Origin of the sequence: Paeniglutamicibacter terrestris (genome assembly GCF_012271785.1) — a bacterium.
Taxonomy (GTDB): Bacteria; Actinomycetota; Actinomycetes; order Actinomycetales; family Micrococcaceae; genus Paeniglutamicibacter; species Paeniglutamicibacter terrestris.
In genome coordinates, this window is sequence record NZ_JAAWVT010000002.1 from 156,741 (window position 1) to 172,613 (window position 15,873).

The window sequence follows — 15,873 nt, forward strand, 5'->3', positions numbered from 1 at the left end:
TCTCGGTTAGACCGGGGGAGCCCGGGGGAGAACTAACTATTCGGATTCGGGAGCGCGCGCAGCATCCAAGCGCGCGGTGGCACCCTGCAGCCAGGCCTCGCAGCGTGCAGCCAGGGCCTCGCCGCGCTCCCACAATCCCAGGGATTGTTCCAGCGTGGCTGCCCCGGCCTCAAGCTGGGCCACCACTGCCACCAGTTCCTCGCGCGCCTGCTCGTAGCTCAGTGCGGCGATGTCGGTGTTAGCTGCTTGCGTGCTCATGCGGATTGTCCTTTGTTGGTGAGTGTCTGTGTGTGCTGTGGGCTGTTGGTACTAGGTGCGGGGACGTTGCTGGAGGTCACGGTGGCGTTGAGCTGGCCATGCGCCAGTCGCACACCGATCAGGCTGTGCACCGGAGCATCACCGGCCGAACGCACGATCCCTCCGCCATCGGCCGTCACCACGGCATAACCACGGTCCAAGGTCTGCTGTGGGGACAACGCGCGCACCTGAGCGCGGAGGTGAGCGATGGAGTCATGCCCGCGAGCGAGCGAGGAGCGCATGGCCAGGGTGCCACGCCGGGAGAGGCGCTCGATGTCCTCGCCGCGTCCCTGGATGATCGATTGTGGATTGGCCAACACCGGACGAGCACGTAGTGAGGCGATGCGTTGGGCCTCACGTTGAACATTCGTTCGTACCGCGCGGTCAAGCCGCGCCCGGGCATGTGCCAGGTTGGCCAGTTCCTCCACCAGATCTGGCACCACCCGCTTGGCAGCATCGGTGGGTGTTGAAGCCCGCAGATCCGCCACGTCATCGAGGATCGGGCGATCGGCCTCGTGCCCAATGGCGGAGATCACCGGGGTGCCACAGGCGGCCACGGCACGCACCAGATCTTCGGAACTGAAGGGCAACAGATCCTCCAATGCGCCGCCACCGCGGGCGATGATGATCACCTCGATCTGCGGGTTCGCATCGAGTTCGCGCAGCGCGGCGATGACCTCGGGGACCGCATTAACGCCTTGGACGGCGGTGTTGCGGATATCGAAGGCGACAGCGGGCCAGCGCAGGGTGGCGTTGCGAATCACGTCCTTCTCGGCATCGGAGTTACGTCCGGTAATCAGCCCGATGCGACCGGGCAGTAGTGGCAGGCGCAGCTTCCGAGCCGGATCAAAAAGGCCCTCGTCGAACAGCGCACGACGCAACCGTTCTAGCCGCGCCAAGAGATCACCGAGGCCAACGGGGCGCAGATCAAAGGCGTTCAGCGAGAGTCGTCCGGTCTTGGTGTAGAAACTGGGCTTCACCCGCGCCACCACTCGGGCGCCGACCTCGGGGGCGATATCAAGGGTGCGCATGACCGATGCCCACACCGTCACGGAGAAGGAATAGTCAACATCCACGTCGCGCAGTGTCAGGTAGGCATGCCCGTTGCGAATATTCGCCTCCAGCAGCTGCCCCTCCACCCAGGACTCGGGGGAATTCTCGATGTGCGCCTTGAGCTTTTCGCTCAACACCCGCAGCGGCCAGGGATTCTCCGGCGTGGTGGCCGCGGCGGTACGCGGCAACGATCCTTGGGTGTCTGGTGTTTGCTCCACGTGGGGGTGCGCGCCTTCCTTGGGGTACTGGCAGTGGGCGGTGTTGAACCTCCACCATCATCATTGATACCAGTAACGTAGGACAAAACGCCGTTTCCGGGCGCGCCCGGCCCATCCGGTGTCCGCACCAGTCTAGGAGCATCGTGAATATTTCTCGTACGGCCCGCAACGTGGTCGCCTGCGTTTTCCTGCTGCTATCCGTGCTGCTGGGCACCATAGCGATGGTCGGTTCCAAGGCCGTCGAATTGATCGACACCCCCGAGCCGCTCCAACGCATTCTGGCGCCGTTGGCCGTGGACCCGGCGCTGCGTCAGGCACTGCCACAAGAGCTCAGTGCCCCACTCTCGGCGCAGATCACCGAGGAGATTTCGCTGCCCTCGATCTTTTTGATCCCGTTGGAGAAGGCCACCACCATCGCTGCCGGTGCCTTGTTGGATACCCCAAGTTTTGCTGCCTCGTGGGAACAAACCGTTGAAACGTCGCGTGCCGACTTTGTGAGTCGGCTTGATGCCGCTGCCGCGGCACCAGAGGGTACCGAACAAGTGTCACTGCGCCTGGACGTGGCACCACTGGTTGGGTCGGGTTATGAGGCCTTGCATAGCTCGCTGGCTGGTTCACGATTGGGAGCACTTCTGCCCAACACGCTGAATGTGCCACCGGCGGTGCTGGATACCGGTTGGCCGCAGGCCTCGCACCTGCCTACCGAGACCCTGAACTCCTGGCTTGCTCTGGCCCGCGGCTGGGGTTGGTTTGCCGCCGGCGCCGTGCTCGCCGCGGTCCTGGGGTTGCGAAGCGGTATTGGTGCCGGACGCCGTACGGCGTTGTTGATTGCCGGGGCCGCGGCCGTGGTGCTCGGCGGTATCGTCCGCGCGAGCTTCACGTCACGCCTGAGCACCGGCACGCAGGATGCTAGCGCGCAGGGCACAAGCGTGGAGAGCTTGGTCACCACGGCCTTGATCACCGGGCTGCGCTCTGAACTAGGATCTATCACCACCATCTTGATCGGTGGCGGTGTTGTCGTGGTTCTCGGGTCCATCGGCTGGCTCTGGGCGCGTTCGAAGGTGGTTGACGCACCGCGGGCGGGCTAGGCCCACGGCGGAAAGTCACGGCAGCGATTCCACCGGCGAAGTAGACTAGTTTTATGGCTACCAGTTCCACCGTCCAGGTCTCCCTTCCGATGCCCAGAATCCCTCGATCGCGCAAAACGCCGGCAGAAATTGCCGCAGCTGCTCCGGTCCCGGGGGAGCGCAGCGTGCTGCTGGCCGCCCCGCGTGGTTACTGCGCCGGCGTTGACCGTGCAGTGATTGCCGTGGAAAAAGCATTGGAGCACTACGGCGCACCGGTCTACGTTCGTAAGCAGATCGTCCACAACCTGCATGTGGTCTCAACTCTTGAGGCCCGCGGCGCCATTTTTGTTGAAGAAAACGACGAGGTGCCCGAGGGCGCTCTGGTCGTCTTCTCAGCCCACGGCGTTTCCCCCGCTGTGGTTGCCTCGGCCGCTGATCGCGGACTGCGCACCATCGATGCGACCTGCCCGCTGGTGACCAAGGTGCACAAGGAAGCGGTGCGCTTCGCCAAGGACGACTACGAGATCCTGCTCATCGGGCACGAAGGACACGAAGAGGTCGAGGGAACCTACGGCGAGGCACCGGAACACACCCAGATCGTGAACAATCCGGCCGAAGCCGACACCATTGAGGTGTCCAACCCGGACAAGCTCATCTGGCTCTCCCAGACCACCCTGTCGGTGGACGAGACCATGGAGACGGTGCGCCGCTTGCGCGCCCGATTCCCCAACCTGCAGGATCCGCCGAGTGATGACATTTGCTACGCGACCACCAACCGGCAGGCAGCCATCAAGGCCATCGCCCCGCAGAGTGACCTGGTCATCGTGGTCGGTTCCTCGAACTCGTCGAACTCGGTGCGCCTGGTTGAGGTGGCCCTGGAACATGGTGCCAAGGCCGCTCACCGCGTTGATTACGCTTCGGAAGTTGATGAGTCCTGGCTGGTTGGCGTCGGCACCGTTGGGGTGACCTCCGGAGCTTCGGTGCCGGAGGTGCTGGTGCGCGAAGTGCTCGCACTGCTGGCCGATTACGGCTACGGAACCGTTGAGGAAGTCACCACCGCGCAGGAAGACATCCTCTTCTCGCTGCCCAAGGAGATCCGCGCCAAGCTCAAGGAGGCCGGCGATGATTCCCGCGGCCCGGGCGGCCGCATCACCGTTTCGGATATCAGCAGCTAATTTCGATCGATCACCGGCTGCCGCCAGGTGAGACAGTGCCGTGATGCCCCAGCGTGGCATCACGGCACTGCCGTTTAATGACCGGCTTAGTTGATCGACCGGCGCCCTCCCGCTAACCCCGTTACCCCCGCTATCCCCGCTATCTCCGGGACTCCAGAGATTCCGTGCCCAGAATCTCAGCGGCACTCAGTGCTCGGGGGGTGGCTTCGATGGGCGGTAAAGAGTGGAGCGCCGCGGCGGGGTCTTGCTCGGTGCCAAGCCCCGGATCAAGATCGCGGATGCGCCGGGCACTGGGTAGCACCCGGGATTCAAGGGTGCCGATGAAGGCGTTGTATTTCTCCACGCTGCCGCGCAAGGACGACCCCAGCTTGGCCACATGCCCGCCCATGGTCCCGAGCCGGTCATACAGCTCCCGAGAGGCAACGAAAAGGTCCCGCGCGTTGGCCGTGAGCAATTCCTGCCGCCAGGCAAAACCCAGTCCCTTGAGCATGGCCAGCAAGGTGGCCGGTGACGCCAGTGCGACGTTCTTCCCAAAGGCGTGATCCAGCAACTCGGGGTCCGCCTCCAGTGCGTCCGCCAGGAAGGACTCGGCGGGCAGGAAGCACACCACCAGTTCCGGGGTTCCCTCCACCGAGTTCCAATAGGACTTAGCCGCCAGCGCATCAACGTGGTGACGCAGAGCCTTGGCGTGCTCCTTCATGAGCAACTTGGCCCGGATTATGGACTCGCTCTGGGTTGAGCCGGAGAGCTGCTGCGCCTTTAGATAGGAGCTCAACGGCACCTTTGAATCCACAATGATCAGCTTGTTGCCCGGCAACTTGATCACCATATCGGGGCGAAGCCCGGTGGCCGTGCCAAGCTGTTCAATAAAGTCCACGTGAGCCAGCATGCCTGCGGACTCAACCACACGTCGCAATTGCAGCTCGCCCCAGGTACCGCGAGCCGCATTGTTCACCATCGCCGCAGCCAAGGAACTGGTGGTGCGCAACAGTTCGGAATCATTCAGTGCAGCCTGCGCCAATTGCTCACGCAGCGCGCCGAATTGCTGCACCCGGTCACGTTCCAGCGTCGCAACCTGCGCACCCACCCGGCGCAGCTGATCTGTCACGGGCGCCAAAGCCAGCAGTACCGACTGCTCCTGGCCATCACGCGTCCGATCGTCCGTGATTCGATCGCGTAGCTCGGCCACCTGGGCCTGCGCGCCGGAGAGTAGCTGTGCAGTGAGCGCCAACTCGTTGCTCACCAGCGAAGCCCCGGCGCGCGCGGCTGATAGCGGCACACGGTTAATAAACCACCACGTGAACACGCCTAGAACAAACCCAACAATTAGCGCACAAAGGGCCGTGACCCAGTAAAGAGCATCCATGTGAGCACCATGACAGCACCCACCGACAGTTTTGAACGGTAGACTCTATTCCCGTGGCTCTTACAATCGGAATCGTCGGACTGCCCAATGTCGGCAAGTCAACAATGTTCAATGCTCTTACCCGCGCGCAGGTTCTCGCGGCCAACTACCCGTTCGCAACCATCGAACCCAATGTGGGTGTCGTGCCGTTGCCCGATGCTCGCCTGAAGGTGCTGGCCGAGATTTTCGGATCCGAGCGCATCCTTCCGGCAACGGTGTCCTTCGTGGACATCGCCGGCATCGTTAAGGGTGCCTCCGAGGGTGAAGGTCTGGGCAATAAGTTCCTGGCCAACATCCGCGAAGCCGAGGCCATCTGCCAGGTGACGCGTGCCTTCTCGGACCCCGACGTGATTCACGTCGACGGCAAGGTCGATCCCGCCTCGGACATCGAGACGATCGCTACCGAGCTGATCCTCGCTGACCTGCAGACCATCGAAAACCAGCTGCCGCGCCTTGATAAAGAGCTGCGTGCCAAGAAGATTGATGCGTCGTACATCGAGACCATCAAGGCCGCGCAGAAGGTGCTGGAAAAGGGCGAGACGCTTTATGCAGCAGGCAAGGCCGCAGGCATCGACATCAACGAGCTGGCTCCGCTGCAGCTGATGACGACCAAGCCGTTCATCTACGTCTTTAATACCGACGAAGAAGGTCTGGCCAACACGGAGATGCAGGCAGAGCTTTCCGCTCTCGTCGCCCCGGCCGAGGCCATCTTCCTGGATGCCCAGTTCGAATCCGAACTCTCCGAGCTGAGCGAAGAAGACGCAGCCGAGATGCTTGAGGATGCAGGCTACAACGAGTCGGGCTTGGACAAGCTGGCTCGTGTTGGCTTCTACACTCTGGGCTTGCAGACCTACCTCACCGCAGGCCCGAAGGAAACTCGCGCCTGGACCATCCCGAAGGGCGCCACCGCCCCGCAGGCCGCCGGCGTCATTCACACCGACTTCCAGCGCGGCTTCATCAAGGCCGAGGTCTTCGGTTTTGATGAACTGGTCGAAGCCGGATCTGTCGCGGCGGCTAAGTCCGCTGGCAAGGCGCGCATCGAAGGCAAGGAATACATCATGAAGGACGGCGACGTCGTGGAGTTCCGCTTCAACGTCTAGGTCCATTCCCGCAAGGGACGCGGCATCATTCGGCCCCCGGCTCCATTTCATGGAGTCGGGGGCTTTGTCGTCGTATTGAGATGCAACCATTTTGTCGCTGGATCCTGAACGTGTCCCGGCCTGGCAATGCTTTATCCCCGAATACAATCGCAGTTGGGTTCGCCGGGCATTGGCGGACTCTCAGCTCAACATCCGGGTTCGTAATGTCCCGGAGAGATTCAACTAGCGAGGAGCAAACGATGGCTGCAATCGAGACCATCACGATGGAAGCGGAGCTGGTCGACGAGGACGCAGCACGTGACATCGCGAAGGCGGTCAGTGCTCGTCATTCGATCGCTCGCAAGTACATCATGAGGATCCGCCGCCGGAATCCGGAAGCCACCCCTGCTGAAGTGATCCAAATGCTCGAGCGTCACTACGGTACGTCTATCACAACTGCCGGTGCCTTCATCACCGCAGGCGTGATCGCGGCCGATATCGGCATAGCGATGATTCCAGGTGTCGGGGCCGCAGCAGCCGGCGTAAAAAGCGCGGGCCAGCAGGCTGCGAAGAAGACCGGCAAGGAAGCTGTGAAAATTGCTGCGAAACAAGCCGCCAAGCAAGCTGCTAAGAATGTGGCGCTGGGCACCGCAAAGAACGGCGCACTGCGAGCGGCGGCGCTCCTCCCTGCGGGCGATGAGCAGCTGCAGTTCGAACTAACCGCGATCTTCGGACTCGCAATAGCCGACATTCACGGAATGGACCTCGACCAGGACCAGGCTCATGCCCTTGTCTACGGATTGTCGAACGAACGCGTTAGCCAGCAGCAGATCGCGACGATGGCTGCGGACCTCTCGAATGCCTCATCCGGAGGTGTTGTCGGCGTCGGCAACAGGATCGCAGCTGGCCGCACGGACTGGTCCCATTGGGCGAGCACGCTCGCGGACACGCTCCCTGGGGGAGCAGCTCAGAGCTTGGTTCGGACCATGCAAACGGGGCAGCTGGACACCGTGCGCGAGAACTTGAGTCAAAAGCAGCAGGCAACGATCGAGTACGGAGTTGGAGCCTTGGCAGGAGGCGTCACGCGCTTCGTATTCGGTCGAGAAGTCATCCTCGCGGCCCGGGCCGCGTTTGCCGACGCCCCAGACATGTTCCCCGCACATTTGGCCGTCACGGCCAAGACGAATCCTGACACCGATGACCGGGAAGACGAATCGAACAGAGCTCTCGCTGCCTTGGAAGACGCAGCAAAGGCGACGGGAAACTGGATCTCCGATACTGCCAGCACCGTTGGTGGCGGCGTCGCGACGGGGGCTGTCGCAGCGGGTGCCGGCATGGCAAACGCAGCCAGCACGGTGACTCGCCAGTTTCGGAGCGTAGACATCGACGGGGACGGGATCCCGGATGAGCCGGCAGCGCTTACCAAGGTCAAGGGCATCGGCGGCACCATTGCCGGTACGGCGGGCTCGGTCGGTGGGAACGTCGCAGGGCTGTTCAAGCGGAAGAATCGAGAAGCAAAGACGGAAGGCGTGCCGGAGACCGGCAGCGAGGTAATAGTAGAGAAATAGTCCGGTGTAGCAGAGGTTATTCATCCACGGCGACGTCGTGGAGTTCCGCTTCAACGTCTAGCTTTACTGGGCTTTGCCTCTCCGCGCGCGTTTCAGGTATGGCCCCGTTTGCTTGGCAATCGGGGCCATATCTGCGCTTGCGTGTATCGAGTAGCCCGCGGATATCCTGCCTGAACTTGAGGCAGCCGTTGTACTCGAGTTCCCTTCGCTCCGGAACGATCGTCGCTTAGGCGGCAGTATGATCGGTAGATGGATGCCGAGCGAGTGGTTGAGGAACTTTATTTGGCAGGCGGCTGTCTCTGGGGCGTGCAGGCTTTCATCGCTACGCTGCCCGGGGTGACGAGCACCGAGGCCGGAAGAGCCAACGGAACCAGCCAGCGTCTCGACAGCGCCTACGACGGGTACGCGGAATGCGTGCGAACACGATTCGATCCGTCGGTTGTGAGTGTCGAGCAGCTGATGGCCTATCTTTTCGAGATTATTGATCCGTACAGCCTCAACAAACAGGGACCAGACCTCGGTCAGAAGTATCGGACTGGTCTTTACTCCAACAAGCAGACCCACCTCGAAGAGGCGCGTGCTTTCATCGCGGAGAGAGACGACGCTCACCGAATCGCCGTTGAGGTGCTGCCACTGGCTAACTATGTGCGAAGCGCCGAGGAACATCAGGATCGGCTGGCACGTTTCCCCGAGGATTCCTGTCATCTTCCCGTGGAACAACTGACTAAGTACCAGAGTGATGTTGATCTAGCAGGTCGCTAGTGATGATCAGCAAGAAGTTGTTGTGTGCCGGAATATGGCGGAGTTCCGATTGAACGTCTAGGTTCTTCCCAATTAAGTTTGCCTGCGGCGGACATGCGTGGGATCTGTGCATCAGCAAGCAAAGCGCGTGACCACACACGTAACTGAGGTGGATCTTTCACCACGATCCGACCTTGCTGACGGTGTTTAGGGGAAGGCGGTTGGGAGTTCTGGCACTCTGCCCTGAAATTTCGGCCACCGCGAATGGACGGACTACGTACGGAATACCAACGCAGCGCTAGTATTTAGCCATGATCGCGGGGCTACGTTCACATCCCTGTGGTGTTCGGGAAGGATACGCAATGAGCGATGATTTTGTAGTTGCTTCATTCCAGCCGTCTGATAGCTGGTATAGAGACTGGCCGCACGGTGTGGATACCTCCGTTCAGGTTCATGCAGCTATCAGTGGCCCGGACGCGGCAAATGCGGTGCAGGAATTCTTAAAATCCCTCAAACATGATCTAAACGGTGATGCCCCGGACGGCGTAAGCCGGTACTACCGGGGTGGTTTCGCGGTCGCAGTCACTGCGCCAGCTGACGACGGAGCTTGGCACATCGTTGTGGCATCTGCAGGCGAGGACGGGTTTGACTCGGTAGAAGATGGTGCCGATGCGCTTGTCGGAGCGCTTAGATCAACACCCGGCGCGATCTCGCTCACTTGGCACGAATTGCCTGCCACGAGGATTTACGCGGCACCGCTGAGGTGATCGTCAGAGGTGCGGACGGGTGCGCCGTTCAGTCACCGGAGATGTCGCCACGTGGGAAAGTGGTGAAGTTCCGCTTCAAGGTGTGGATCCGTCCCCGCATGAAACCTCATGCGATGGCCGCCAAGGACAGGTGCTCGTGAAGTCCATGCGCTTTTATCCAGCGGCCGCCATCTCGATGCAGCCAACATTCTGCTGCATACTGAAGGCGCGACGCAGACCGCGGCCGCAATCAAAGTCGGTCAGAACTTAGAGGCACCATTCGTTTCTGGCGTGGTATCCGCACCGCGGACGCGCCCCAGAGGACGATTCAACGTGGCACCGACGGCGAAGCACGTGGCCGTCATTCCCTTAGAACAATGGCCAGGGAACCGCCGGCATATCACCGCTCGGAGCCGGAAACCGCCCTGCCAAGCGCAATTGGGCGCAGCGTGCGGCAAGCGATGCGATCTCTTCGACGCTGAGCAAGTCCGCCAACTTTCGGCCGAGCTCACCATGCAGTGCCTCGCTGACACGATCTATGCCGTCTTCTTCATCGGCGGTGAGAGCCTCTCCCCGCCATCCCCACAGCACCGTGCGCAGCTTGTGGTCACGGTGAAAGGTGAGCCCATGGTCCACGCCGTGCCGGTGTCCGTCGGTCAAGGCAAGGATATGGTCGCCTTTGCGGTCCGCGTTGTTGACGATGACGTCGAACACCGCCATGCGTCGCAGCTCTGGTGTGTCTTCGTGGACGAGGGCGACCAGCCGTCCGTTCTCATCTTGTCCTTGGAGCACGTCTTTCCACCCCGTCGCCGGAACATTATCGGCCGCGATCAGGGTTACTGCGTCTTGGGCGGGATCCTGCTCCTGCCAAAGCTGCACCATTCCTTGACCCAGTGGACCATCGCGCAGCCAGGTGTGGGGCACGACGCCCCAGGCGAAGGCCTGCGAGACAAGGTATGCGGCCACCTCTCGGTGGGCCAGCGTTCCCTGAGGAAAATCCCACAGCGGACTTTCGCCCGCTATTGGCTTATAGACGACGGTGACCTCTCCGATGCTGCCCAAAAAAGTAGCGTTTGACGCCGTTGTGATGCGGCCGGTGAGCACCAGTTCATCGGCCACCAGATCTGGGGTTGGCATCAGAGTTCGGGAACGTTGCAGATGTGTCCGTCCGCGTCTTTGGGGTAACCGCAGAGTGGGCACATGGGACGTCCCGCATCCACGATCTCGCGGGTGCGCTTGGCGAATGCTCGGGCGCTGCCGACCGGCATGCGCACGCGCAACATTTCGGGCTCATTAGCCCTGCCCTCATGAAGCGATTCGTCGTTGTCAGCAGCGTCGGCATCGTCATCGGCGATGGGATGAGCCTCAAGGATGATCTGGGCCATGGCGGGGTCCCACCCCAGACTCATGGCCCCGGTGCGGAACTGCTCCGCGACGGCCTCGAGCGGATCATTGTCAACAAGCTCGGGGGGAGTGCCCGTGGGAATGCTGAAGGGATTGCTGTCGACGGTGATGAGCTCGTCGAGAATTTCGTCGATCTTCTCCGCGAGCAGAGCCGACTGCTGCTTTTCCAGCGCAATACTCACGATTTGCTTCCCGGCGCGCACCTGAAGGTAGAACGTGCGCGCCCCGGGAAGGCCAATGGTGCCGACGACGACACGATCGGGCCAAGAAAACTCGTGAACAAGTGTAGTCATATCAATATTCTAGGCGCATCAGCATCACGGTGTCTGGTGACCCGCACCGCCGCCCACCGGCGCATCGCCAGAGGGGATGTTGGCCGACAACCACGATAGATCACCCGCATCGGTGTTGGTCGCGTAGACGCTCGGACGACTCGGGCCGTAGCGCACGATTGATACCGAGGCCGGGCCCACATTAATACGTTGGAACAGGTCAAGGTGCATGCCGAGCGCGTCAGCGAGGATCGACTTAATGACGTCTCCGTGACTCACTGCCGCCCACACAGCCCCGGGACCGTGCTCGGCTTCAAATGCGGCATCGTGGCGTCGAATGGCGGCCACCGACCGAGCCTGCATCGCGGCCATGGATTCGCCTCCGGGAAAAACGACGGCGGACGGTTGCGACTGGACTACCGGCCACAAATCCTCGGTCGCGAGATCGCTGAGCAGACGGCCCTGCCATTGGCCGTAATCACACTCGGTGAGATCGAGGTCAACTGGGGCATCCGGCGAGCCGCTCTGGCGATCGAGGAGGAACTGGGCGGTCTGCCGGCAACGCTCTAAAGGACTCGAGACCACTGCGACTAGAGGCACACGCGCGAGCCGTTGTCCGGTCAACGCAGCCTGGTCTCGCCCGGTCGCATCCAGGCTGACGCCGAGGGCCCGTCCTGCCAGTAGTCCGGTTGCGTTGGCTGTGGTGCGTCCGTGCCGTACGAGAATAACTGTTGCCATCCACTCAGCCTAACCACCCGACCACGAGGAACCCAGTCCAGAAGCCAAGTGTCACCGAGCTGATGACCCATGACTGCTCATCGGTTCGGGTGTAGCCACTTGATCGCATCATGCATTCACGCGCGTCCTGCGTCTGGATAGCGTGCGATCCGTGGACCCATTCGAGCCCTAGCCCGCGTCGTGTACTCCTAGGCGTGGACTGAAGAGGAATGCTAAACCATCGGCGAACGAGGGCGCTGAGTGAGTTACCAGCGACATCGTCCCGGTCATGTTCTTCTGCGATCCGCGCTATCGCCCAGTTATGCGCGAAGAATCATGCGCACTCTAAGACTGCACGGTTCTTCTTTTCTTCAGCGAACAGGTCTCGTACTTTTGCCATTTTCGAGGCTCAGTCTTTTCGCTGGTTTATACCTCGACTTCGCCCTGATCGACTGAATCGAAGAGAGGACGTTGGCGGTTTATCGCAGTTCAAGGTCGATGAGCGGGTGATCCGCGAAGATCTCGAGAATGATTTCGAAGTACGTTTTCCCGAGTCCGTTCCGCAGCTCGTCGAGATCGGCCTGGATTCGTTGCTGGTTGAAGGAACTCGGCTGGGACAACTTGCTCTGAAGCCACCGCTGAGTCTCATAGAATCCGAGCGCATCACGGCTGTGAGCGTGGTCAATCCAAACAAACGTTGCCGGATTCCCCGCGCGGATCTCGCTATCTACTCGGTAGAGAATGTCATTAAACCCATCCAGACTTGACCCGAGGCTCCAGTGCTGGTCTGCCATCAGTTCTCGATTGAACTGCTCGTAGAGGTCTGAGATGCCGTTTACCTCAGCACCGTTGATTCGGTACTTTTTCATCGGACGGTGCCCATCTCCTATCTGGTTAAGTTCGTACACCACATTATGCACTTGCGGCTTAATCCGCTCGAGAATTCCGAGCCGAGCTGGGCGCCGATACTTGACGATCCGCGCGGTGAACAGCGTATGTTGTGTCTTGCCCGAGGCAGCTCGGCTCGGTGAGCAGGGGCGAAAAGGTTCCAAGTTGGTTCGTCGGGATAGCAGCCTTCCCGTCTGGGGCGTACGTGCGTTAGATCCTGTGCCGGAACCTCGACGTTCACGACGGCCAATTGAAGTCCCGGTCTTCGCCGTAGGAATCTCGGCGGGCGGTGTAGGCCAGAGCTGCCTGCCCCCTCGCGTCATCACCGATCAGTATCCGAAGGGGACGGTCGGGCTGTGCCAGGTGTACAACCAATGCTTCGGCCGCAGTGCGCGGGTCGGCATCTGTTGACTGCGCCTGAGGATCGGCTACCGGCCATGGGATCTCCGTGGTTCCGAACAGGGTATTGCGGAGATCATCGTATTCCGGTTTTGGATTTGCAAACGACATGCTCGATCCCGCCCAATCGGTGGCAAATCCACCAAGTTGCGCGATGGTCACTCGGATGTCGAATGGTGCAATCTCGGCAGCCAGTGCCTCGCTGAAACCTTCGAGCGCCCACTTGCTCGCGTTGTATAGGCCGAACGTCGGCATGGAGCCGATGGCACCGACTGTCGAAATTTGCACGATATCGCCACCACCACCGGAACGAAGATGTGGGATTGCTGCCCTACAAACCCACATGGCACCAAATAGATTGAGATCGAGAAGATCGCGGGCCTGCTGCTCATCGAGCTCTTCGACGGCTCCAACGAGCCCGCTGCCCGCGTTGTTGACGACGATGTTGATGCCACCGAAGGCCGTCGCCGCTTCATCTACTGCAGCAGTGACCGCCGAGGCATCACGGACATCGAGCAGGATCTCCCGTACCGCGGTGGGGTGACTTGCCTGTAAATCTGCCAGTGCTCCTGGACGGCGAACCGTTCCGACGACGCGATCGCCCTGATCCAGAGCGGCCCGCGCAAATGCCTGTCCGAGCCCGCGGCCGGCTCCGGTGATGAGCCAGGTGCGAGCGGAGCGTGATGCATGAATCATGATGAGTTTCCCCTTCGGCGATACGGTGCGTCTCGTCAGGCTAGTCGAACATTTTAGGTCGGTCAAGACGGTACGTCTCGTCTTGCTATCCCGTACAGTGTTTTCGTGAACTATTTGGATTCGGGCCATGCGCCCTCCGCCGCGCTGGGGCCTGATGCTTCCCGGCGCAGTGATCGTGCCCGCAGGGCCATCCTTTCTGCCACACGTGACCTCGTTGCCGAGGTGGGTTACACCCGGTTGACCATCGAAGGAATCGCTTCCGCAGCAGGCGTTGGCAAGCAGACCATCTATCGATGGTGGCATTCGAAGGCTGCCGTGCTTTTCGATGCGATTCTGGAGGTCAACTCCCAGGAAGAGGGTAGGGTCGCCCTGCCAGACACCGGCGATCTTGAATCCGATCTTCGGCTGGTTCTCCGGGGAACTGTAGCGACGCTGATTGAACCCGCTAATGACCGGCTACAGCGTGCAGTGACCGCAGAGATCCAGACCGACACTGTGGTCGCCGAGGAACTCGTGCGTCGACTGCTCCGCCCGCAACTCGATGCGTGCGCAGAGCGCATCAAGATCGGCATTCGCGCCGGTCAAGTCGACGGATCCGTGGATGCAGGGCTGGCTGTTGAGCTCCTGTTCGGGCCGATTTTCCATCGTTGGCTCTTGCGAACGGGCGAACTTGACCAAACCTTCGCTGACGGCGTGCTCGACATGGTGCTGAAAGGCCTACGACCTCGCTGAGGAGCATCTTTAGGTGTGGACTTACGAAACGAAGGTTGGCATTCCGGTGATCTTTTCGCTGCTCGTGACCGCCGTGTTCTCGCTTGCCGCGACCCGCTGTGGACGCCTAGTACATTGACCTCTTGGTGCTCGCGTCAGAGATGGCTCGTGTTCCCTGGCCTCAAAAATCCACCCTGCCCCTCGATTTAGCCCCACTTTCGAGACACCAGTCTCATTGTGTTTGGTATGTTCTGGTGCCATTTGACCTATCCACCTCACCGCTGTGAGGATCAGGAGATGAATAATCGGACACGCGTGGCTGCTTCATGAGCATCTACTCGTTTCATCTCGCCCATATTCCACTGCTCAAGGCAGCCGGTGGGCTCCTACGTCCGCCGAAAGCTCCTGGCCTACGCCACATCGAAGTGCTTGCCGGAATGCAGTTGGGGGCGGCGGTGATCTCCCCACGCAGGATGCAGCTACGGCGTATCGCAGTGTTCGCGCAATGGGAGGACGAGGCAGCGCTCGAAGACTTTCTGGCCCATCATCCGTTTGGTCGGACGTTGAACGAGGGGTGGCATGTCAGGCTCGAGTTTGTACGCCGTTGGGGTGAAGTGCACGAACTACTCCTTGAACCAGATGGGGCGGAACACCTAGAACTTGGTGAACCAGTGGTAGCCGTGACCTTGGCCCGCATGCGTCTGCCCGAACTGCCTCGATTTATCCGTTGGGGGCGCCCCGTCGAACGTCAGATCCGGGACCACCCCGAAGCCACCCTTGCCATGGCCGCCATTCGACCGCCACGGAGCGTTTCAACGTTTTCGATCTGGACTAGCACCCGCGCGATGACAGGGATGGTTTTTGGTCGTGACGATGGTGAGGCCGCCCGCCGTCATACCGAAGCGATGACCGAACGCGAGCGCCGCGACTTCCACCACGAATTTACGACGTTGCGCTTTAGACCGCTCTCCGAGCACGGTTCATGGGAAGGCCGCTCCCACTACGTTCCGTGGTCCAGATAGGCCACATCGCTTGGGTTTCACCGTCCTGAGGGAGCGCTCCGACGGTGGATAGCTAAGCCCCCTTCAGTTCACGGCATGTTTAGTGAACTGTAGGGGGTTTCGTCGTTTAATCGCCGGGGGACCCAAAAGCGGAGCAATGTTCGGTAATGACTTGGGGCGATGTGCGAATTGCCCAAACCGAAAATTCGACCAATAAAACTCGATTAGACATGAAAACGATGCATCATCGAGCAAATCCGCATGTTTCATCTGCAAATGGTGCCGAAACAGTAGTGCGTGCGACTCAACCGCAGGCGGAACCACATGCCGTTGGCGCCAGCAGTGCTTGTCATAGAGCTGTGGAAGATGTTGTCTATAGTCAGATCGATTTTAGGAAAGGATGGTCGGCGGTTTAAGGCACGTTTCCACCAACTGA

Annotated in this window: 16 protein-coding genes; 8 read left to right on the plus strand and 8 right to left on the minus strand. The window is 60.8% G+C overall.

All coding sequences use genetic code 11. From position 1 onward, the window contains the following. Positions 1-36 precede the first annotated feature (36 nt). Together HED64_RS06460 and xseA are read right to left on the minus strand one after the other, a co-directional pair. The gene (locus tag HED64_RS06460; RefSeq protein WP_168151264.1) at positions 37-258 is read right to left on the minus strand and encodes an exodeoxyribonuclease VII small subunit; all 222 of its coding nucleotides are present in this window, start codon (positions 256-258) and stop codon (positions 37-39) included. Further along, positions 255-1,568, minus strand: a complete 1,314-nt coding sequence (gene xseA / locus HED64_RS06465) for an exodeoxyribonuclease VII large subunit (RefSeq protein ID WP_168151265.1) — start codon at positions 1,566-1,568, stop codon at positions 255-257. The genes HED64_RS06460 and xseA overlap by 4 nt, the downstream gene beginning before the upstream one ends. 143 nt (positions 1,569-1,711) lie before the next feature. Between xseA and HED64_RS06470 the strand changes: the two genes are divergently transcribed. Next, positions 1,712-2,656 (plus strand): hypothetical protein, encoded by a 945-nt coding sequence (locus HED64_RS06470; RefSeq protein ID WP_168151266.1) that lies wholly within the window; start codon positions 1,712-1,714, stop codon positions 2,654-2,656. 53 nt (positions 2,657-2,709) lie between these two features. Then, positions 2,710-3,810, plus strand: a complete 1,101-nt coding sequence (locus tag HED64_RS06475; protein WP_168151267.1) for a 4-hydroxy-3-methylbut-2-enyl diphosphate reductase — start codon at positions 2,710-2,712, stop codon at positions 3,808-3,810. A 139-nt stretch (positions 3,811-3,949) separates the two neighbouring features. Here the strand turns inward: HED64_RS06475 and HED64_RS06480 are convergent, their stop codons facing one another. Next, complete coding sequence (locus HED64_RS06480; RefSeq protein ID WP_168151268.1) at positions 3,950-5,176, minus strand: DNA recombination protein RmuC; 1,227 nt, start codon at positions 5,174-5,176, stop codon at positions 3,950-3,952. A gap of 53 nt (positions 5,177-5,229) precedes the next feature. On the opposite strand from HED64_RS06480, the gene ychF reads away from it, so the two are divergent. The 4 genes from ychF (at position 5,230) to HED64_RS06500 (ending at position 9,370) form a co-directional block, all read left to right on the plus strand. Further along, positions 5,230-6,315: a redox-regulated ATPase YchF gene (ychF, locus tag HED64_RS06485; protein WP_168151269.1), complete on the plus strand. Its 1,086-nt coding sequence runs from the start codon at positions 5,230-5,232 to the stop codon at positions 6,313-6,315. 239 nt (positions 6,316-6,554) lie between these two features. Then, positions 6,555-7,862: a hypothetical protein gene (locus tag HED64_RS06490; RefSeq protein ID WP_168151270.1), complete on the plus strand. Its 1,308-nt coding sequence runs from the start codon at positions 6,555-6,557 to the stop codon at positions 7,860-7,862. Between the two features lie 249 nt (positions 7,863-8,111). Continuing rightward, positions 8,112-8,624, plus strand: a complete 513-nt coding sequence (locus HED64_RS06495; protein ID WP_168151271.1) for a peptide-methionine (S)-S-oxide reductase — start codon at positions 8,112-8,114, stop codon at positions 8,622-8,624. A 341-nt stretch (positions 8,625-8,965) separates the two neighbouring features. Further along, complete coding sequence (locus HED64_RS06500; RefSeq protein ID WP_210149336.1) at positions 8,966-9,370, plus strand: hypothetical protein; 405 nt, start codon at positions 8,966-8,968, stop codon at positions 9,368-9,370. Between the two features lie 348 nt (positions 9,371-9,718). Here the strand turns inward: HED64_RS06500 and HED64_RS06505 are convergent, their stop codons facing one another. The 5 genes from HED64_RS06505 to HED64_RS06525 all read right to left on the minus strand — a co-directional run bounded on the left by HED64_RS06505 (position 9,719) and on the right by HED64_RS06525 (position 13,725). Beyond that, the gene (locus HED64_RS06505) at positions 9,719-10,486 is read right to left on the minus strand and encodes an SCO1664 family protein (protein ID WP_168151272.1); all 768 of its coding nucleotides are present in this window, start codon (positions 10,484-10,486) and stop codon (positions 9,719-9,721) included. Further along, on the minus strand, positions 10,486-11,046 hold the full coding sequence (locus tag HED64_RS06510; protein ID WP_168151273.1) for a DUF3090 domain-containing protein: 561 nt from the start codon (positions 11,044-11,046) through the stop codon (positions 10,486-10,488). Before HED64_RS06510 ends, HED64_RS06505 begins: the two co-directional genes overlap by 1 nt. A gap of 24 nt (positions 11,047-11,070) precedes the next feature. Beyond that, positions 11,071-11,763, minus strand: coding sequence for a histidine phosphatase family protein (locus HED64_RS06515; RefSeq protein ID WP_168151274.1), 693 nt, complete (start codon positions 11,761-11,763; stop codon positions 11,071-11,073). A 458-nt stretch (positions 11,764-12,221) separates the two neighbouring features. After that, entirely contained in the window at positions 12,222-12,611 is a 390-nt protein-coding gene (locus HED64_RS06520; protein ID WP_168151275.1) for a barstar family protein, read from the minus strand. Between the two features lie 256 nt (positions 12,612-12,867). Then, the gene (locus HED64_RS06525; RefSeq protein ID WP_168151276.1) at positions 12,868-13,725 is read right to left on the minus strand and encodes an SDR family NAD(P)-dependent oxidoreductase; all 858 of its coding nucleotides are present in this window, start codon (positions 13,723-13,725) and stop codon (positions 12,868-12,870) included. Between the two features lie 105 nt (positions 13,726-13,830). Between HED64_RS06525 and HED64_RS06530 the strand changes: the two genes are divergently transcribed. Further along, the gene (locus HED64_RS06530) at positions 13,831-14,457 is read left to right on the plus strand and encodes a TetR/AcrR family transcriptional regulator (RefSeq protein WP_342590662.1); all 627 of its coding nucleotides are present in this window, start codon (positions 13,831-13,833) and stop codon (positions 14,455-14,457) included. 305 nt (positions 14,458-14,762) lie between these two features. Further along, positions 14,763-15,458 carry a hypothetical protein gene (locus tag HED64_RS06535; protein WP_168151277.1) on the plus strand — a complete coding sequence of 232 codons (696 nt, stop codon included), beginning with the start codon at positions 14,763-14,765 and terminating at the stop codon, positions 15,456-15,458. Positions 15,459-15,873: the final 415 nt, after the last annotated feature.